At 70.3% G+C, this 20,329-nt stretch carries 11 protein-coding genes; 4 read left to right on the forward strand and 7 right to left on the reverse strand.

The genetic code is table 11. The features are described from left to right. The first annotated feature begins 490 nt into the window (after positions 1 to 490). From WME82_RS46105 to WME82_RS46115, 3 genes are all read left to right on the forward strand, one after another. A complete protein-coding gene (locus tag WME82_RS46105; RefSeq protein ID WP_438040523.1) occupies positions 491 to 640 on the forward strand; it encodes a hypothetical protein in 150 nt (49 codons plus the stop codon). A gap of 699 nt (positions 641 to 1,339) precedes the next feature. Then, positions 1,340 to 2,515 (forward strand): PAS domain S-box protein, encoded by a 1,176-nt coding sequence (locus WME82_RS46110; protein ID WP_438040524.1) that lies wholly within the window; start codon positions 1,340 to 1,342, stop codon positions 2,513 to 2,515. A gap of 46 nt (positions 2,516 to 2,561) precedes the next feature. Next, complete coding sequence (locus WME82_RS46115; protein WP_438040525.1) at positions 2,562 to 6,578, forward strand: non-ribosomal peptide synthetase; 4,017 nt, start codon at positions 2,562 to 2,564, stop codon at positions 6,576 to 6,578. A gap of 55 nt (positions 6,579 to 6,633) precedes the next feature. Here WME82_RS46115 and WME82_RS46120 read toward each other — a convergent pair whose 3' ends face one another. The 5 genes from WME82_RS46120 to WME82_RS46140 all read right to left on the reverse strand — a co-directional run bounded on the left by WME82_RS46120 (position 6,634) and on the right by WME82_RS46140 (position 16,792). Further along, positions 6,634 to 8,880, reverse strand: a complete 2,247-nt coding sequence (locus WME82_RS46120; RefSeq protein WP_438040526.1) for a molybdopterin oxidoreductase family protein — start codon at positions 8,878 to 8,880, stop codon at positions 6,634 to 6,636. Next, a complete protein-coding gene (locus WME82_RS46125) occupies positions 8,880 to 10,628 on the reverse strand; it encodes a DmsC/YnfH family molybdoenzyme membrane anchor subunit (RefSeq protein ID WP_438040527.1) in 1,749 nt (582 codons plus the stop codon). The genes WME82_RS46120 and WME82_RS46125 overlap by 1 nt, the downstream gene beginning before the upstream one ends. Before the next feature lie 119 nt (positions 10,629 to 10,747). Beyond that, positions 10,748 to 11,146: a nitrite reductase small subunit NirD gene (gene nirD, locus WME82_RS46130; protein WP_438040528.1), complete on the reverse strand. Its 399-nt coding sequence runs from the start codon at positions 11,144 to 11,146 to the stop codon at positions 10,748 to 10,750. Between the two features lie 37 nt (positions 11,147 to 11,183). Beyond that, the gene (gene nirB / locus WME82_RS46135; RefSeq protein WP_438040529.1) at positions 11,184 to 13,724 is read right to left on the reverse strand and encodes a nitrite reductase large subunit NirB; all 2,541 of its coding nucleotides are present in this window, start codon (positions 13,722 to 13,724) and stop codon (positions 11,184 to 11,186) included. A gap of 365 nt (positions 13,725 to 14,089) precedes the next feature. Next, positions 14,090 to 16,792, reverse strand: coding sequence for an ATP-binding protein (locus WME82_RS46140; protein ID WP_438040530.1), 2,703 nt, complete (start codon positions 16,790 to 16,792; stop codon positions 14,090 to 14,092). A 131-nt stretch (positions 16,793 to 16,923) separates the two neighbouring features. On the opposite strand from WME82_RS46140, the gene WME82_RS46145 reads away from it, so the two are divergent. Beyond that, complete coding sequence (locus tag WME82_RS46145) at positions 16,924 to 17,853, forward strand: ketopantoate reductase family protein (RefSeq protein ID WP_438040531.1); 930 nt, start codon at positions 16,924 to 16,926, stop codon at positions 17,851 to 17,853. Between the two features lie 208 nt (positions 17,854 to 18,061). Here the strand turns inward: WME82_RS46145 and WME82_RS46150 are convergent, their stop codons facing one another. Both WME82_RS46150 and WME82_RS46155 read right to left on the reverse strand, forming a co-directional pair. Continuing rightward, positions 18,062 to 19,294 carry a hypothetical protein gene (locus tag WME82_RS46150; protein WP_438040532.1) on the reverse strand — a complete coding sequence of 411 codons (1,233 nt, stop codon included), beginning with the start codon at positions 19,292 to 19,294 and terminating at the stop codon, positions 18,062 to 18,064. Between the two features lie 416 nt (positions 19,295 to 19,710). Then, positions 19,711 to 20,322: a DUF488 domain-containing protein gene (locus WME82_RS46155; protein ID WP_438040533.1), complete on the reverse strand. Its 612-nt coding sequence runs from the start codon at positions 20,320 to 20,322 to the stop codon at positions 19,711 to 19,713. Between the last annotated feature and the right edge of the window lie 7 nt (positions 20,323 to 20,329).

Raw genomic sequence — 20,329 nt, forward strand, 5'->3', positions numbered from 1 at the left:
GGCGGGGGATGACGGCGCGAACGGGAACGGCGCATCAGGGCCGGGTCGGGTCACAGACACGGGGCTGGAAGGTGGCGCAGGCGAAGATGGCCACGCAGGGCAGCACGGTTACGGGGCCGGCGGTGGAGGCGGCTCGCGTGGCGGCTCAGCGTACTGCGGCGCAGGAGCGGCACAGGGCGGCGCTTCTGGCGGTTCCGGCGGTGCTGGCGGCTGCGGCGGCAAGCCTGGGAGGGGCGGCGGCCCAGGCGGATCCAGCATCGGGATTCTGTCTTACCACGCCAGCGTCCGCGTAAGTAAAACCAGCGTCATCACGGGTCGTGGCGGAAACGGTGGACGGGGCGGGGACGGCCAGTACGGCGGCGTGGGTGGGTACGGTGGCACTGGCGGAGGCAACAGGGCTGGATCGCAGCCAGGCTGCCGTGGCGGCGATGGCGGGAAGGGCGGCAACGGGGGCCGGGGCGGTGGAGGCCACGGAGGACACTCACTTGCGGTGGCACATTCCGTCGACCAGGGCCCTGACGTCGAACCCGACTCTCCGATCAAGTTCGGCATCCCTGGTGACGGCGGAGGTGCCGGCGATCTGAACGCGAACTCGGGCAAGCCCGGTTCCGCGGCCGTCTCGATGGGCTTCCTGGATTAGAGGCGCGACGCTCCTAAGGCGCCGGCCCGGCATCGTGATCCGCCCCATCGCCGACCTCGGGGGCGAGCGCCTCGTCGCCGCTACCGTCCCGCCTGGCCTCGCGGCGGCGCGGCGAGGCGCCGTAGCGAGCCGGCGCGAGCTCGCCCGGCGGATCATCGCTATCCCGCAGCACGGCGGTGCGGTGCCCAGAATGGCGCACAGGGAATGACAGCGCCACACGGGTGGCCTCCGAATCAGGCGTCTTCTGACCCTGTGCATGCGACGAGCGCACGATTGCGACGCTGGGCATCCGTCATACCGAGCCGCGCCAGGCGCGCGCCCGCTCCGTCGGAGACGCGCGCAGCCAAGCAATCGACCAAGCGCTGGACCGCACAATAGATCGATGAGCACAGCAAACGTCCTCGCTGTGACAATATCGATCGGCGAGCCATACTGTCCCCACTGTGACGGTATTCCTGCTGAGATTGATGCTGTCTAAGGCGTCTCATCAGGTGTAACGTCGCTGGTGGAGGCGAGCTGTCCACCACCGCCGCCCACCGCCTGACCTTTGCCAGCAGCCAGCATCGGGGGAAATCGATGGCACCTCACGAGACGGTTCTCCAATCGCACCATGGTGAGCTTGCCGCCCTGCGCGCTCGTGTGTCCAGGCTAGAGCAGATCGAGCGGGACCTGCGTGCCGAGCTCAGCCGTACGAACGCCGTGCTACAGGCAATTCCGTACCTGCTCTGCGTCCACGATCCGGTCGAGCAGCGAAAGCTCTACGAGAACCGCTCGCTGGCCGGCGAGCTCGGATATGCGCCGGACGAAGCGAGCCTCGCGGGCCTCGACGCGTTCGTGACGCTGGCGCACCCCGACGATCAGACCCGGGCTCGCGAGCAGCTCGATCACGCGGGAGAAGGCCAGGCGAGCGACTCGGAGGAGCTCGCGTATCGGCTGCGCAAGGCCGACGGGTCCTGGTGCTGGGTCACGAGGCGCGAGATCGTCCTCGCGCGCGACGGCGCTGGCAAACCGCGCCAGGTCATGAGCGTAGTCCAGGACATCACGGGTCGAAAGGACATGGAGGTGGAGCAGCGCCTCCAGGCCGAAGAGCTCGGCGTGTCGAAGACATTGATTGACAATGCGCTAGACGGCATCACATTGACGTCCATGAGCGGGCAGGTCGTCTATGCCAACACCGCCTTCAAGGCGATGAGCGGCTTCGGCGACGGCGCGGTCGGCTGTGGGCTGACCGACTTCTATGCACCCGAAACCTTCCGCCAGCTCTCCAACGAGGTCTTGCCGACCCTGATGAAGGACGGCGCATGGCGCGGCGTCCTCAAGATCCGGCGCCCCGACGGGAGCGAGTGGATGGGGCAGACCACCGCCTTCGTGGTCTTGGGCCCGGCGGGCGAGCCGACGGGCATGGCGGCGTTCTTCAGGGACATCACGGAGCAGCTCCGGTACGAGGAGGAGACGCTCGCCCAGATGCGGGTGATCCAGGCGCAGCAGGCGGCGCTCCGGGAGCTCGGCACGCCGCTCATCCCGATCGCCGACGGCGTGATCGCGATGCCCCTCATCGGGACGATCGACCGGGAGCGCGCGCAGCAGATCCTGGAGACGCTGCTGAACGCGCTCGGCGAGAAGCAATCGGCGGTGGCGATACTCGATATCACCGGCGTGAAGGCCGTGGACGGAGAGGTGGCCGCCGCGCTGGTCCGCGTCGCGCAGGCGGCGAGGCTGCTCGGCGCCGACGTCGTGCTGTCAGGCGTCCGCCCCGTCGTCGCGCAGGCGCTCGTCGATCTTGGCACCGAGCTCAGAGGGCTCGTCACCTGCGGCACCCTGCAAAGCGGTATCGCCTACGCGCTGAAGCGCAAGGCACGCTCGATGACCGTCTGAGAGCTCCCACGCATCGTCCTCTGCAGTTCAACAGGGAGGTTCGATCATGCGCGCTCACGCGACACAGGCTCGTCTATCCCACGCACCGGGGGAGCTCCCGCGCGAGCTTTCCGCGCTCGATCTCGCGACCGATCGCCCACGCCCGCCCGCGCCTTCGCGATGTCGCGCGTCGGCGTCGCGAGAGCTGCCGCCTCGGCTCGCCCTGGAGCTCGACCGCGTGCGCCGGGGCTCGGGCGCGACGCTCTTCGTCACCCTGCTCTCTGCTTATGCGGCGCTGCTCTACCGCCATACCGTTCAGAGCGAGATCCTGATCGGGACACCCTGGCCTCGCCGCGGCGGCCGGTGGGGCCGGCGCGCGGCGCCAGGGCCTCGCCATCCGCTCGTCCTTGCCGCCCGCATCGACGAGGAGCTCAGCTTTCGAGATCTCCTCGCGCAGATCGGCGCGCAGATCGCCTCGGCCGAGGACTGCCGCCACCTGCCTCTGGACCAGCCGCTCGCGGGGCTCGGGGCGGCGGAGGACACAAGCGATCACCCGACGTTCCAGACCACCTTCGCGCTCGCGCGACCCGGGGATGTCCTGCGCCGCGCCGCGGTCAGGGCGGCGACAGCGGCGCGGCGCTCGCGCGCCCGCCCGGCAGCGCCGGTCGAGCTGTCGCTGTCCGTCACGGCGCTGGAGCAAAGGCTCGTCGCGACGATGACGTACAGCACCGACGTGTTCGATCCCGGGACGATCGAGCGGATGCTGGACCACCTCGGTCTCCTGCTCGCGGGCGTAGCGGAGGACGCCGAGCGGCCGATCGCCGAGATTCCGTTGCTCACGCCGGACGAGCGGCGCCGGATCACCGTCGTCTGGAACGCGACGCGGACCGCCTACCCGCGCGACGCGTGCATTCATGCGCTCTTCGAGGAGCACGCCGCGCGGACGCCCGACGCCATCGCCGTCATCGAGGGCGACAAGGCGCTCACCTACCGCGAGCTGAACCATCGCGCCAACCGGCTCGCTCATCGGATCTCCGCGCGCCGCGCCGGCCCCGACCTGCGCGTGGCCGTCCTCGTCGAGCGGTCGTCGCACGCGCTCGTCGCCCTGCTCGGCGTCCTCAAGGCCGGCGGCGCCTACGTGCCCCTCGATCCGAGCATGCCAGACGAGCGGCTGCGCTTCATGCTGGAGGACGCGGCGGTGAGCCTCGTCCTCGGGCGGCGAGCGCTGGTGACGCGGCTCGACTTCCGCGGGGACGTCATGTGCCTCGACGAGGACGACGGGGCGCCCGGCGACGACAGGAACCCGGCCATCCCTGCTGCCGCGACCGATCTCGCCTACGTGATGTTCACCTCGGGCTCGACCGGCCGGCCCAAGGGCGTCGCTGTCCCGCACCGAGGGGTCGTCCGCCTCGTACGGGACACCGGGTATGTCGCGTTCGGGCCGTCGGATCGCGTGGCGCACGCCTCCAGCCTCTCCTTCGACGCGTCGACGTTCGAGATCTGGGGCGCGCTGCTCAACGGCGCTTGCCTCGTCATCGTGTCTCGCGAGACGCTGCTGTCGCCGGAAGCGATGCCCGCGCTCCTTCGCCGCGAAGGCATCTCCGTCCTGTTCCTGACCACGGCGCTCTTCCACCACCTCGCGCGTGTGAGCCCGGACGCCTTTCAGGGGCTCTCCTACCTCGTCGTCGGCGGCGACGTGCTCAATCCGAAGCTGTCCAGAGAGGTGCTCCTGAAAGGCGCCCCGAAGCACCTCGTGAACGGCTACGGTCCGACCGAGAACACGACGTTCTCCACGGCTCACCTCGTGCGTGCGGTCCCGGAGGGCGCGTCCCGCGTGCCGATCGGACGGCCCATCGCGAACACGCGCGCCTATGTCCTGGACCGCCGGCTCCAGCTGGTGCCCGTGGGCGTGCCCGGCGAGCTCTACGTCGCCGGCGACGGGCTGGCCCGAGGCTACCTGAATCGACCCGATCTGACCGCCGCGGCGTTCGTCCAGAACCCCTTGCCCGAGGAGCCGGGAGAGCGCCTGTACAAGACGGGCGATCAGGTCCGTTATCTGGCCGATGGGTCGCTCGATTTCCTGGGGCGGATCGACTGCCAGGTGAAGATCCGTGGCTTCCGCGTCGAGCTCGGGGAAATCGAGGCGGCGCTGTGCGCGTGCCCCTCCGTGCGCGAGGCCGTGGTCGTGCTCCACGAGCACGCGCCCGGCGACATGCGCCTCGTGGCGTACGTCGTCTCGGACTTCGGCCTAGGCGGCCCTCCGTCGCGCCCCCCGTGCGGGGATCGGTGGCAGGGAGCGGAGGCCGGCGTGGACAGCAGCGGCCCCGCGTCTCGCGACCTGTCGAGGAGCCTGCGCCGGTCTCTGCAGGAGAAGCTGCCCGACTACATGATCCCGGCCGCGTTCGTCGTGCTGCCCTCGCTGCCGCTCGCCGCGACAGGGAAGGTCGATCGCCGGGCGCTGCCGCCGCCCGACGTCGGCCGGCTGCACACCGGAGCGCCGGAGAGCACCCGCTCTCCGATCGAGCGCCGGGTGGCCGAGATCTGGGCGTCCGTCCTCCATACCGACCGCCCGGAGGTGGACGATGACTTCTTCGAGCTCGGCGGAAACTCCCTGCTGGCGGCGCAGGTGCTCCTCCAGGTGCGGACGGTCTTCCACGTCGACGTGCCCGCGCGCCGGCTGTTCGAGTCGCCCACCCTGGCCGGGCTCGCCCGCGCCGTCGAGGAGGCGCGGCGCTGGAAGGCGCGCGGCGCCGCGGCGTCGATGGGCGCGATCGACCTCCGCGCGGAGGCCGCCCTCGCCCCCGACATCCGCCCTTGCGGCGCGTTCGTCGACACGAGCGCTCCGCCCCGTCACGTCTTCCTCACCGGCGCCACGGGGTTCCTGGGCGCCTTTCTCGTGCGCGACCTCCTCACGCAGACGCGCGCCACGATCCATTGCCTGGTCCGCGCCCCCGACGCCGCCGCAGGCCTGGCGAGGCTCCGGCGGAGCCTTACGGCCTATTCGCTCTGGGATCCCGCGACGAGCGCGAGGATCGTCGCCGTGCCCGGCGACCTGAGGGAGCCGCTGCTCGGGCTCACCCCGGCTCGCTTCGAGGCGCTCGCGCAGCGCGTCGACGCGATCTACCACGCCGGCGCCGAGGTCAATTACATCAAGCCGTACGCGTCCCACAAGGCGGCGAACGTGCTGGGGACACAGGAGATCTTGCGGCTCGCCTGCCTGGGCCGGACGAAGCCCGTGCATCACGTCTCGACGATCGGGGTCATCGGCCAGATCGGCTATTTCACCGGCGCCCAGACCGTGCGGGAGAGCGACGATCTCGATCGCTGGGTGGACCACCTCCACACGGACATGGGGTATTCCCAGAGCAAGTGGGTCGCCGAGAAGCTCGTGTGGATCGCGCGCGCGCGCGGGGTGCCCGTCACCGTCTTCCGCCCCGGGTCCATCCTGGGCCACAGCCAGACGGGCGCCGCCAACGTGACCGACTTCGTGAGCAGGATGATCAAAGGCTGCGTCGAGATGCGCTGTGCCCCCGACCTCCCCGCGCAGAGCAAGGAGCTCGTGACGGTCGATTACGCCAGCCGGGCGATCGTGCACCTGTCGTGCCGGCCGGGCTCGGTGGGGAAGGCGTTCCACCTGGTGCCCCCGCCGCCTCAGCGGCTCGATCTGAACGGCTTCTTCGATCTGCTCGTCTCCCGCGGCTATCCGCTGGCGCGGCTGCCGTACGCGCACTGGTGCGAGCAGCTGCTGGCGCGGGTACGGCGATCGGGCGACAGCCCGTTCCTTCCCCTCCTGCCGATGCTGACCGAGAAGGTCCACGGCGACCTGACCCGATGGGAGCTGTACGCGCGGATGCCCGCCTTCGACTGCCAGAACACGATCGAGGGGCTGGCCGGCACGGCGATCGCGTATCCCCCCATGAACGCCCGGCTGCTGGACACGCTCCTGGCGTATTACCTGCGCAGCGGGCACCTGCGCGCCCCGGCGCCGGCCGCGAGCGGCGTGCGCCTGGCCGCGCCGAGGGCCCGCAGCCCGCTGCGATGGCAAGATGCCGCGCGCCTGCCGCGGCGGGGCGCGCGCGGCTGAGCGCGCCTCCCACGCGCGCTCCTCGCGGAGGCTGTCCTCGCGGAGGCCGCGCGGGCTACCCGCGATCCTCTTCCCGACGCACCTTCACCGCGCAGGCCTTGTACGACGGCTGCCGGGAGTACTGGTCGAAGGCCGGGAACGTCAGCTTGTTCGTGATCTCGTAGTGCATCGGCACGAAGATCTCCCCGGGCTTCACCGAGTTCGTGACGAACGCCCGCGCCTTGATCTCCGCGCGGCGGGACGCGATGACCACCCACTCGTTCATCTCGATACCGATCTTCTTCGCGTCGACCGGGCTCAGCTCGACGTAGATCTCCTTCGGATAGAGCCGCTGCAGCACCGCCGACTTCTTGGTCCGCGTCTGCGTGTGCCACTGGCTGGAGCTCCCTCGCCCCGTGAGCAGCGTGAACGGATACTGCTCGTCGGTCGGCTCCGGCAGCTGGCGGGGCGCCTGGAACGCGAACTTCGCCTTCTGATCCGGGCGGTAGTACTGGCCGTCCTCGAACAGCCGCCGCTCGTTCGTCTCGAAGGCAGCCCCCTCGGGGTAGGGCCACTGGATGCCGCCGCGCTCGTCGAGCATCGTGTAGCCGTCGATGCCCGTGATGTCGCACGGCTGCCCCTTCGAGAGCCGCTTCATGATCTGGAAGACCGCCTCCGGGCTCTTCCACTCCTTGAACAGCTCGCCGCAGCCCCAGTACTGGGCGACCAGCTGGAAGATGTGAAAGTCCGCCAGCGCCTGGCCCGGGGCCCGCGAGACCTTCTTGACGAGGCCGATGCGCCGCTCCGAGTTGATGAACGTGCCCTCCTTCTCGGCCCACGAGGCCGCCGGGAGGACGAGGTGGGCGCGCTCCGCCGTCTCCGTCGTGGCGTACATGTCCTGCACCACGAGGAACTCCAGGCGGCCGAGGAGCTCGTGCAGATCCTCCTGGTTGATCCAGGAGTGGGCCGGGTTCGTCGCGATGATCCAGAGGCCCTTGATCTTCCCCTTCAAGATGCCTTCGATGATCTGGTCGTAGGCCAGGCTGTTCCGGGTCGGGATGACCTCCTCCGGAATGCCGAGGATCCCGGCGATCTTCTTCCGGTGCTCCTCCTTCGTGAAGTCGTGGCCGGCGAACAGGCCCGTCGTGTTGCTGAACATCCGCGAGCCCATCGCGTTGCACTGGCCCGTGATGGAGTTCGCCCCGGTGCCGGGACGGCCGATGTTCCCCGTCATCAGCGCCAGGTTGATGAGCGACTGCGCGACCCGCACGCCCTCGTGGCTCTGGTTGACGCCCATGGTCCACCAGAACGACACCCGCTTCCCGTTATGGATCTTCTCCGCGAACGACGCGAGCTGCGCCTCGCTGAGCCCCGTCGCCTCGGAGACGCGCGCCGGCGTGAAATCCTCGACGTGCGCCTTGAACGCCTCGAAATCGACCGTGTGCGCCTCGATGTACCCCGGGTCGATCCACCCGCGCTGGATGAGGATGTGGGCGATTCCGTAGAACAGCGTCAGATCCGACTTCGGATTGAGCGCATAGTGCGCCGTCGCCGCCATCGCCGTCTCGGTCTTGCGCGGATCCACGACGAGGATCTCGGGGCGGTTCTTGTTCTTGCAGAGCCGTTCCCACATGATCGGGTGGGCGATGCAGAGGTTCGAGCCGACGAGCACCACGACGTCGGACTCCTCGAAATCGCGGTAGGTGTAGGGCGGCGCGTCGAACCCGAACGCCTCCTTGTACGCGACCACCGACGTCGCCATGCACTGCCGGGTGTTGCCGTCCCCGTGCAACATGCCCATCCCGAACTTCGCGAGCGCCCCGAGGAAGGCCATCTCCTCGGTGACGATCTGCCCGGTGCTGATGAAGGCGACCGACTCCTTGCCGTGCGCCTCCTGGATCGCCTTGAACCGGTCGACGAACGTGCGGAGCGCGACGTCCCACTCCACGCGCTCCAGCTTCCCGCGCGCGTTCCTGAGGAGCGGCGTGGTCGCGCGATCGGTCGCGCGGAGCGGCGTGAGCGCCTCCCAGCCCTTCGGGCACGCCATCCCGAGGTTCACGGGATAGTCCGTGTTGGGCGAGAGGTTGATCGCCTCTCCGTCCTTGAGGTGCACGTTCAGCCCGCACCCGGTCGAGCAGAACCCGCACACGACCGTCGTCGTCTGGTCGGGCTTGAGCCGCGCAGGCACCCTCCCGAGGCCGAACTCGCCGGGCGTGAGCAGCAGCTCGCGCGTCAGCGGCCCGTTGCGCTGCAAGAGGAGGTTGTCCGTCTGCTTGGGCGCCGGAGACGTCTTCTTCGCATCGCTTGCATCGCTGGTCGTCATCAGGAGAGCCCTCCGGGCATCTTGGAGGCGGGCGCCGCTGCGAAGAAGAGGTACCGCTCGAGGAACTCGCCCGCGAGGCAGAACAGGAACGCCACGACCGCCATCGCCATCAGAACTTCAGAGCTCACGCCGCTGTTCGGCGCCGAGAAGAGGCTGAGCGCCGGCAGGACGATCCCGCCGAGCGCCCCGCAAGCGAAGCGCCAGCCCGTCGCGCCCTTCAGCTCCCCCGTCATCAGGATCGCGCTCCGCTTGAGCGTCGAGTGGCTCCGCTTCCGGAGGTGCCGGAACATCGACAGCTCCACGAGCAGCTTGAGCGCCGTCGTCACGCACAGGAACGCGCTCAGCGCGCGGAAGCCCCGCGTCAGGAGCAGCGCCGCGTGCTCGGCGCTCAGGAGCAGCCCGATCATCAGGACCGTCGAGCTCCCGAGGATGGCCGCCGTCGTCGCGAACTTGAAGCCCGTCAGGGCCCCGCGCCAGTGCTCCCGCTGCGTCGCGGCGTACACCATCACGGAGCAGAAGACCCCGAGGATCCCGCTCAGCGCGACCGCATAGGAGAGCGGCGCCTGCAGGTGCTCGATGGGGGGCAGCGCCGAGAGCACCGGGAGCGCGGAGATCGACGGTAGCGCAGGCAGCCAGAAGGACGCCGCGTACAGCGTCGCGGCCCCGGCGAAGAGCGAGAACCCCAGGATCTCCCGGCTGAGCCACGACGTCTTGAGCCCCAGGAAGGCCCGGAACGCGAACTGCGGCCGGCCAAGGTGAAAGAGGCTCGCCTTCAGCGCGGCGATCCCGAAGACGAGCGCGAACGTGGCGCTGTGGCCGCCGAAATCACGCGTCGCCTGCGCGCCGAGCAGCTCGTTGAGGGCCAGGCTCACGCAGAACGCGCCCACCGAGAGCTGCGTCAGCACCAGCATCGCGACGAGCGGAGGGTGGGAGTGCTCCCGGCTCACCTGGTAGAAGTCCGCGGGGAGCATGTTGCGCGGGAGCGACTTCTGCGTCTTGTAGGTCGTCGTCGGGATCGTGATCTCCGGCGCCGCCGCCCCCGGCAAGAAGAGGCTCGTCTGGCTCTCTTGCACGGCCTGCTGCTGGTCGACCATCGTGATCCGGATGGCGCCGTTCGGGCACGACTGCACGCACGCCGGGGCCTCGTCGTTGGCCAGCCGATCGCTGCACATGTCGCACTTGCGCACGATCCCCCGCTCCGCGTTGAACTTCGGAGCGTCGTAGGGGCACATCAGGATGCAGTACTGGCAGCCGATGCACTGGTCATCGAGGTGCTTGACGATGCCGGTGATCGGGTCCTTCTCGTAGGCCTTGACCGGGCACCCCGACATGCACGCCGGGTCCAGGCAGTGGTGGCACGCCGTCGTCACGCTCTGCTGCGCCGGCGTCTGGGGCGTGCCGCCGTGGAGGAGCCCGACCGAGCGCCACACCTCGTTGTCGTCGAGGCCGTTCAGGCTGTGGCAGGCGGTGACGCACGCCTTGCAGGCCGTGCACGCGTCGAGGTCGACCTCGAAGCCGTACTGCTGGCCGGGCTTCGGCTTCTCGAGCGGGATCAGGTCGCGGTAGTACTTGGACTGCGCCGGGAGCGCGTGCTCCTCGTGCATCCTGGAGAACTTCTCGACCGCCGTGAGCTTCTGCTGGTCGGCGAGGAGCGAGTCCAGCAGGCTCTTGTTGTTGTCGTGGATCTTCGGCGCCGAGTTGACGATGGGTAAGCGAAAATGAGTGTCCGAGACCTTTGCAACGCTCATCGAAATTCCCTGTCTACCCGGCGCGGAAGCCCAGCCCCGAGAACTCCAAGAGAGACACCGCGAACGGCGGCGCGTCCGCCGCACGGAAGCGCCTGGCGCTGGCTCGCCAGGTCATCCCGTCAGCTCGCCGCCGCGAGCGGCTCCGCCGCGGCCTGGATCTCGACACGCCCGTCCCGGACCCGGAGGGGATACACGGGGATGCTCACGCCCGGGTCGTCCAGGCACTGACCCGACCGCAGATCGAAGCTCTGCTTGTAGATCGGCGAGGCGATCTTGGGGACGCCCCCCTTGTCCCCGACGATCCCGCGGGAGAGGACGAACGCCTTGCTGAACGGGTCGAAGTTGCTGATGGCGTAGACCTCCTCGCCCTCGCCGACCCGGACCAGCGCGATCTGGCGCTTCCCGACGAGCGCGCAGACCCCCGTGTTCGGGATGATGTCCTCTACCCCGCAGACGTCGATCCAACCCTGGGTCATGGTCTCGCTCCGAGGCGCTTCCGAAGTGTGCAGCTCGCTCATGACGGTTTCCCTCAGACAGGGCCCCTCGGCCCCGCTGTCAGATCATCTCCTCGACGACGTTCGACTTCTCCTGCCACGCCGCGGGGCGGTGCTGCGCGCGCTCGCTGACGAACACGATGCTCCGGTCGGGCTCGCCGGCGTTCACGAACTGGCGGAACTGCTTGAGCTTCTCGGGGTCGTTGACCGCGGCCTTCCACTCGCACTCGTAGGTGTCGATGAGGTGGGCCATCTCCTTCTCCAGCTCATCGCAGATCCCGAGCGAGTCCTCGATGATGACCTGGCGGAGGTAATCCATGCCGCCCTCGAGGTTGTTGAACCACACCGACGTGCGCTGGAGCCGGTCCGCCGTGCGGATGTAGAACATCAGGAACCGGTCGAGGTACTTGATGAGCGTCGCCTCGTCGAGATCCGAGGCGAAGAGCTGGGCGTGCTGCGGCTTCATCCCGCCGTTGCCGCAGAGGTAGAGGTTGTAGCCCTTCTCCGTCGCGATGATGCCGAAGTCCTTGCCCTGCGCCTCGGCGCACTCGCGCGCGCAGCCGGACACCGCGGACTTCAGCTTGTGGGGGCTGCGCAGCCCCTTGTAGCGGTTCTCGACCGCGACCGCGAAGCCCACCGAGTCCTGCACGCCGTAGCGGCACCAGGTGCTGCCCACGCACGACTTCACGGTGCGCAGCGCCTTGCCGTACGCGTGCCCCGACTCGAAGCCGGCGGCGATGAGCTCGCGCCAGATGTCGGGCAGCTGCTCCAGCCGCGCGCCGAACAGGTCCACGCGCTGGCCGCCGGTGATCTTCGAGTACAGGTTGTACTTCTTCGCGACCACCCCGAGGGCGATGAGCTGATCCGGCGTGATCTCGCCGCCCGCCACGCGCGGGACCACCGAGTAGGTGCCGTCGCGCTGGACGTTGGCCAGGTAGCGATCGTTCGTGTCCTGCAGCGGGAGGTGCTTCTTGCTCAGGATGTGCTCGTTCCACGTCGACGCGAGGATCGACGCCACCGCGGGCTTGCAGATCTCGCAGCCCTTGCCCTGGCCGTGGCGGGTGAGCAGGTCGTCGAACGTCTTGATCTGGTGGATCCGGACGAGGTGATAGAGCTCCTGGCGCGAGTGGTTGAAGTGCTCGCAGATGTAGTTGTTGACCGCGACGCCGGCCTTCTTGAGCTCCTTCTTCAGGATGTCGGAGATCAGCGTGGTGCACGATCCGCAGCCCGTGCCGGCCTTGGTGTGCCCCTTGATGCCGGCGACCGTGACGTGCTTGTCGTCGCAGATGGCCGAGCAGATGGCCTTCTTCGTGACGTTCAGGCACGAGCAGATCATGGCGGTGTCGGGCAGCGCGTCGACGCCGAGGCCCGCCGGCTTCGCGCCGTCCCGCGCCGTGACGATGAGGTCCTCCGGGTGCGGCGGGAGGACGATCTTGTTCTGCACGAGCTGGAGCAGCTGGCCGTAGTTCGCGGCGTCGCCGACCAGGATGCCGCCGAGGAGGAGCTTGCCGTCCGCGCTGACGACGAGCTTCTTGTAGACGTTCGACGTCGCGTTCATGAAGCTGAGCACGCGCGCGCCCTGCTGGGTCGCGAACGCGTCGCCGAAGCTCGCGACGTCCACGCCCATCAGCTTGAGCTTCGTGCTCATGTCGAAGCCGCTGAAGGTCTCCTTCCCGCCGGTGATGGCGTCGACCGCGACCTTGGCCATGTGGTAGCCGGGCGCCACCAGGCCGTAGAGCTGGCTGTTGTAGCTGGCGCACTCGCCGATGGCATAGATGTCCGGGTCCGACGACTGACAGCGCTCGTTGATGGCGACGCCGCCGCGGTTCCCGAGCGCGAGATCACACGCCCTCGCGAGCTCGTCCCTCGGGCGGATGCCGGCCGAGAAGACGATCATGTCGGTCGAGAGCTCGCTCTGGTCGGCGAAGACCATCCTCGCCACGCGGCCGTGCTCCGCGACGATCTCCGTCGTCGACTTGCTCGTGTGCACGTTCACGCCGAGCGACTCGATCTTCGCCCGGAGGATCGCGCCGCCGGCGTCGTCGACCTGGAGGGCCATCAGGCGCGGCGCGAACTCCACGACGTGGACCTGGAGGCCCATGTTCTTGAGCGCGTTGGCCGCCTCCAGCCCGAGCAGGCCGCCGCCGATGACCGTGCCGACCTTCGCGACCTTGGCGTAGGCGTCCATGGCCTCGAGGTCGTCGATCGTGCGGTAGACGAAGCAGCCCTTCGCGTCTTTGCCCTTGATCGGCGGGACGAACGGATACGAGCCGGTGGCGAGGATGAGCTTGTCGTAATAGACCGTCTTCCCCTTCGCCGACGTCACCGCCTTCTTCCGCCGATCGATCGAGACGGCCTTGTCGTTGAGATGGACCTGAATGCCCGCCTCCTCGTAGAGGCCGGGCTTGACCATCGACAGATCCTGGGCCGATTTGCCGTTGAAGAAGGCGGACAGGTTCACCCGGTCGTAGGCGAGCCGCGGCTCCTCGCAGAAGGTCGTGACGTTCCACTCGCGCAGGAAGCCACCGAGAACCATGTTCTCGATGAACTTGTGCCCGACCATGCCGTTGCCGATGACGAGGAGGTCCTTCTTCTTGCTCATGAAACCCACCTTTGGACCCGGTGAGTCCTTCTCACCGTCACTGCCGCGCTGCCGTCCGAACCATGCATCAGCCACAGTCCCGGACCAAAAACTGTGTACTGTGGGCTCTGTTTCGCAACTGTTTCGCAGGAATAAATTGTCGGCCCGACGGCGCGCTAGGCCTCTTGCAATCGCCTATGCCACCTCATGTTTCCTGCATGTTTCGCGGCCATCGGCGAGCGCAACAGGGCACCGAGCGAAGGCGGGACGCGACAGCGCCAATGAAAGGAAATGGGCGCACCGTTCAGAACTGGAATCGTCTGTTTCAGCGCTGTATCGCGCCCCGGCGCGGCTGCATTGCACTTCTGAAATGGAGCGCGGGCCGATCAGCCGCGCGGGGCGGCTTCGGCGAGCAGGGACAGGAGCTGCTCCGTCGCGACCGGCTTGGTGAGGTGCGCGTCGAAGCCGGCTTCGCGCGAGCGGCGGCGGTCCTGGTCTTGCCCGTAACCGGACAGGGCGGCGATGTAGGAGCGCGTGAGCTCGGGCTCGGCGCGCAGGCGCCGGACGACCTCGTAGCCGTCCATCCCGGGCAGGCCGATATCGAGCAGGACGAGATCGGGCTTCGACGCCCGCGCGGCCTCGAGCGCCGCCGGGCCGTCGTGGGCCATCGAGACGGCGTGGCCGTGGAGCTGGAGGACGCGCCGGAGGCCATCGGCGGCGTCGACGTTGTCGTCGACGAGGAGGACGTGGAGGGGGCGCGTCTTGGCGCGCGGAGGGGCGGCGCCGGGCGCCGGCGGAGCGGGGGCTTCGGCGGGCGCGCTCGGCGCGCCGGCGAGCGGGAGCCAGACGCTGATGGTCGTCCCCTCGCCGGGGCCCCCGCTCAGCGCTTCGACGCGGCCGCCGTGCAGCTCGGCGAGCCGCTTGACCAGCGTGAGCCCGATCCCGAGGCCGCCCTGGGAGCGGTCCAGCGTGCGCCGGGCCTGCATGAACGGCTCGAAGACGCGCGGGAGCAGCTCGGCGGAGATGCCGACGCCGGTATCGGTCACCCGGATCCGCGCGTCGCCGGCGATCGCGGCGCAGGCGAGCGAGACGCGGCCGCCGGGGTTCGTGTACTTGATCGCGTTGTTGAGGAGGTTCACGACGACCTGCTCGAGCCGGACGCGGTCGCCGTGCACGAAGACGCCCGGATCCACCGACAGGACGAGATCGTGCCCGCGCTGGACGAGCAGCGGGCGGACCGACTCGACCGCGGTCTCGACGACCGAGGCGACGTCGAGCCGCTCCAGCGTCAGCTCGATCTTGCCCCGCGTGATCCTGGAGACGTCGAGGAGATCGTCGACGAGCCGGACGATCGTCTTCACCTGCCGCTCGAGGGTCGCCAGGATCTGCCGGTCGTCGCGATCCGCGCGCTCGCCGGCGCTCATCTGGGCGCTCATTTGCAGGAGCTCGAGGCCGGTGGTGATGGGCGCCAGCGGGTTGCGGAGCTCGTGCGACAGCATCGCGATGAACTCGTCCTTGCGCCGGTCCGCCTCGTGGGCCTCGCGGTAGAGCCGGGCGTTCTCGAGGGCGACGCGCCGCTCGCGCTCGACGAGAGCGGCGCGCTCCTCGTGCAGGCGGGCGCGCTCCATGGCCTGCGCGCACTGGCGTGACACCGCGACCAGGAACTCCTGCTCTTCCCGGTCGAACGGGCGCGGCTCCGCGAAGCTCAGCCCGAGCACGCCGATGGGCCGCTCCTGGACCACGAGCGGGAGACAGCAGAGCGACACGGTCGCGCCGGACAGCGCGGCGCTCGCGATGCGCGGGTAGCGGGCGGAGCACTCCTCGCGCGAGCGCAGCCAGACGGGCGCGCCGGTCCGCAGCGCGTCGGTGAGCGGGAGGGCGGCGTCGAGGGGCATCTGCCGGAAGCGCTCGACGGTCTCGCGCTCGTAGCCGACCTCCTTGAGGCACTCGAGCTCGTCGCCCGCCGTCACGACGATGATCCCGGCGTACGCGCCCGCGGCGGCGACGCCGATGTCGACGACGACCTGCGCCACGGCCTCGCTGGTGAGCGCGTCGGCGAGCGCCGCCGTGATCCGCTGGAGGCCGGCCATGCGCTGCGCCGCGCGCTCGGCGGCCCGGCGCGCCTCCTGCTCGGCCAGGAAGCGCCGCCGCGCCTCGGACTCGGCGTCGCGGGCCATGTCGTAGAGGCGCACGCGCTGCAAGGTGACCTCGATGCGCTGCGAGAGCTCCTCGGCGAAGGCGAGATCGGCGGCGCCGTAGGTGCGATCCACCTCTGCGGACGCGAGCGTGAGCGCCGCGAGGACGCACGCGTCGCCGCGGATGGGCACGATCACCGCGGAGCGGCAGCCGAGCTCGCGCAGGGCGGCGAGGTGGTCCGCGCCGGCCAGCGCGGGGTCGGCGAGGTCGGGGAGGAGCCGGGCGTGGCCGCCGTGGAGCACCTCGTGCAGCAGCGACGTCCGCGCCCCGGGCTCCGGAAGGGGGCGGCCGAGCCGAGCCAGCCGTGCCGCGAGCTCCGCCTTGGCCGGATCGGCGTGCGCGACGACCCGCGCGTGGACGGAGCCGTCCGGTTCGAGCGTGTGGACGGCGCACAGATCGGCCACCGAGGCGACCGCGAGGGCCGCGACGCGCCGGAAGCCCGCGTCGCGGCCCTGCGCCGGATCGAGCGCGGCCGACGCGTCGGCCAGGAAGCGCCGCGCGTCCTCCGCGCGCTTCTGCTCGCTGACGTCCGCGACGAGCGCGAAGAAGCCGCGCACATCGCCGCTCGCGCCGAGGTGGGGGATGTACTGGATGCGCACGTGGCGCCGGCGGCCCTTCGGGTAGGTGAGCCGCGACTCGAAGTCCTGCGGCCGTCCGGCGAGCACCGCGGTGATGTGCGGCTTCACGGCGGCGTAGGCGGCGTCGCCGATCACCTCGCGCACCTGCCGGCCGACGATCGAGCCGCTGTCCTCGCCGAACCAGCGCTCGTAGGCCCGGTTGGCGACGCCGTAGCGCTCGTCGCTGTCGATATACGAGACGAGCGCCGGCAGGGCGTCCAGCAAGCGCTGGAGCTGCTCGGCTTCCATCGTCATGCTCGGCTCGCCTGCGCTCATGAGGCCGCTCTCGTGCGCCGTGGCGGGGGCTTCCGGCCTACGCATCTCGGCGTAGGCATATCCGCAATCCTCGCGGGTCGCCACTCGTCGGTTCCCTGCGGTCCGGCTCGAGCGTGCTATGGTCGCCGCCGATGCGGATCCTCGTTGTCGGCGCGGGCGCGGTGGGCGGCTATTTCGGGGCGCGGCTCACGCTCGCCGGGGAAGACGTCACCTTCGTCGCGCGCGGCGCGCACGCCGAGGTGATGCGGTCCCGCGGGCTCATCGTCCGCACGCCGTCCGGCGAGCTGCGCACTCCCCCGCTCCGTGTCGCCCCGCTCGACGGGGCGCGCGGGCCGTTCGATCTCGCGCTCATCGCCGTGAAATCGCCGTCGCTCGCCGCGGTGAGCGCGAAGCTCGCCGGGCTGCTCGCCGCGGACGGCCTCGCCGCGCCCCTCCTGAACGGGCTCGACTCCGAGGACGTTGTTGCGCGCGACGTCGGCGCGCCGCGCGTGATCGCCGCGATCGCGTACATGTCCTCGGGCGTCGCCGGGCCTGGCGAGATCGAGACGCTCGCGCCGACGCGCGCCGGGCTCGCGCCCTACCGGCCCGGGCAGGAGGCGCGGGTCGAGGCGACCGCCGCGCTGCTCGAGCGCGCGGGCATCCCGGTCCGCTGCGGGGCGGACCACCGCGCCATGCTCTGGGAGAAGATGGTCTGGAACGCCCCCTTCAATGCGATCTGCGCGCTGACCGGCCAGCGCGCCGGCGTGGTCGCGGAGCGGATGGAGGACCTCACCCGGGCGGCGATGCTCGAGGTGATCGCGGTCGCGCGGGCGGAAGGGGCGGAGATCTCCGAGGCGACCGCGGACGCGATGCTCGCCCTCACGCGCTCCGAGTTCCCGCTCACCGAGCCCTCGATGCTGCAGGACGTGCGGGCCGGCCGCGCGACGGAGGTCGACATCCTCCAGGGCGCGGTGGTCGAGCGCGCGCGCCGGGCCGGGGTCGACACCCCGGTGCTGCGCACGCTCGCGACCCTCGTCCGCGGCCTGTCGCCGCGGGCGAACGCGCCGTCCGCGGGCCGATAGACAGGCCTCGCGCTCGCGACGGAACCGGTGATGGCGACGGCGGCGCGCGCCGCTTCCTGGGCGCGTGGGAGCCCTGGGAAACGCGTCGTCGCGACCGCCACCGCGCTGTCTCGGGTGCTTCGAGGAAGGGCTGTGGAACGCGAGGCGCTCATCTCACCTCCTGGAGTCGAGAGGAGATGAGATGAGTGCCTGTCTTGAGACTCAGCGATCAGGCGCCGCCGCTGCCGCCCGCGCCGCCGCTGCCGCCGCTGCCGCCCGCGCCGCCGCTGCCGCCCGCGCCGCCGCTGCCGCCCGCGCCGCTGGTGCTGGCCGCGCTGCTGGTGCTGGCCGCGCTGCTGGTGCTGGCCGCGCTGCTGGTGCTGCCCGCGCCGCCGCTGCCGCCCGCGCCGTCGCTGCCGCCCGCGCCGCCGCTGCCGCCCGCGCCGCCGCTGCCGCCGGCGCCACCCGCGCCGCCGGCGCCGCCGGCGCCGCCCGTGCCCTCGTTGCTCAGCGGGTACAGCGGGTCGAGGCAGAAGAAGCCATCAGGCGTCTCGGCGCACTCGTCCGGTGCCTTGCAATCGCTGTCGTCCTCGCACGGCACCTTGTCGAAGATGCAGATGCCGTTGTCCGGGAGGCGGAAGTCCTCGCAGCGGGCGTTCGGCAACAGGCAATCGTCGTGCGCCTTGCACGCCCTGGTGCAGGCGCCGAAGTCGCCGGCGCCGACGACCTCCGCGAACTGGTAGAGGCAGAGACCGTTCTCGAACCCGCCGCAGTCGGACTCGAACACATCGCCGCCGAAGCCGCAGAACTCGGTGCAGGCTCCGACGTCGCCGGGGAAGCCCACGCAGTGTCCGGCGCACGGATCCTCGTCGGCTTCGGGGTCGCACGCGGCCCCCATCGGCAGACCCTCGTGGGGCGTGTCGACGCACGCGTTCTGCCTGGGATCGCAGCTGCGGCCGGAGTCGGAGCACTGGGAGTCGGATCCGCAGTTCGGCATGCAGACCGACACGCCGTCATCCACCTCCTCACAGCGCAGCTCGTCGCGGCCGTGGCACTTGAGCGGGTCGAGCTCCTCGTCGAGGGCCGTGATCTCCGGCTCTCCGAGGACGCAGCCCAGGTAACAGATGTTATTGAGGCAGGCGCTGCCCTCTCCTTCGCAGTCGCCGTCGTCGGCGCACTCCATCGTGCAGTACCCGCCCGCAGGACCGGCCTCCCCGTCCGACTCCAGGGCGCACACGCCGTCCGGCCCGCAGTCGGCGTCGGCCGTGCAGCGGGCGCCGAGGAACTCGGCCCTGCTCCCGCCCGCGCTGGTGCTCACGGCGCCTCCCGATGACGAGCTCGTGGTCGAAGAGGAAGAGCCGCCGCCTGCGCCCCCGCCCGAATCGTCGTCGCCGCAACCGATGAAGCCTGCAGAGAAGGCGACCGAGGTGAGCAGGATCGCCGAAATGCGTTGCACTTTCATTACTGTCTCCCGAGCCAGGAGGCCCTGCCCACATCGGGCGCGCCTTCATGTGATCTCGGGACGGTAACGGAATCGGTTCGGCTCCGCCATACCGGACGGGCGGGGGGCGCTCGATGTCGCGCTCCGCGGAAAGCCCCCGTGGGAGCGGATGGCGCTCCAGGTGGGCCGGGATCAGGACGTCAGTGCGACGACTGATGGTCTATTTTTCAGGTGATACCCGACTGGACCGCTACGCGGACTTCGTGATTTTTGACACGTACCGTACGGCCCTCGGGCCGGCGCCGGTGAGCGGCCAGCGATACCGGAGGTCGATCGCGGGCTCCCGTGCCAATCGCCGTCCGCAGGAATGCGACGCGCTTCTGCAGCGGCTCGACGGGGGGCACATCCAGGTCCGGCGGCCACCTGGCCGGCCGGGATCACCGCGCGCGGCGTGGGCGCACAGGCTCGCGCGACGCGGGCGCGGGCTCCGCGCCGGCGCCGCCGAGCGGCAGCGCGCGCTGCGCGCCGACGTCGTAGATGAGGTGGCCGGCGCCGTCGGGCCGGGCGGCGGGGTTCAGCGCGTGCGGGGCCTGCGCGCCGGGGCCGAGCAGGTGGACGACCGCGAGCCCGCGCGCGACGAGGGCGTCGGCGATGAGGCGGCGGTGACACCGCCACCAGAGCGTCTCGGCGCACAGGAGGGCCATTCGCCGTCCAGCGCGCGCTTCCGCCTCGAGCTCGGAGAGCGCGCGCTGGAACGCGGCGGTCTCCATGTGATCGGCGTAGGCCCGGAAGCTCGGGTTCTCCCAGGCGACGTGCGGCGAGTCCGCCTGCCCGATCCGCCGTCCGCCGAGGGCGTCGCCGCGGAAGACGTAGGTCACCCCGAGCCGGGGCAGCGCCTCGGCGAGTGCAGCGCGGCCGAGGTGAGGGGAGCGGCTCGATCCCGGGAACCTCCGGACGTCGATCAGCGTGTCGGCCGGCCCCTCGCCGAGCAGCTCGACGAGCTCCTCCACGCTGCGGGTGCCGTGGCCGACGGTGAAGACGGTGTCCACGGGGAAG

Source organism: Sorangium sp. So ce128 (assembly GCF_051525245.1).
Classification (GTDB): domain Bacteria; phylum Myxococcota_A; class Polyangia; order Polyangiales; family Polyangiaceae; genus Sorangium; species Sorangium cellulosum_B.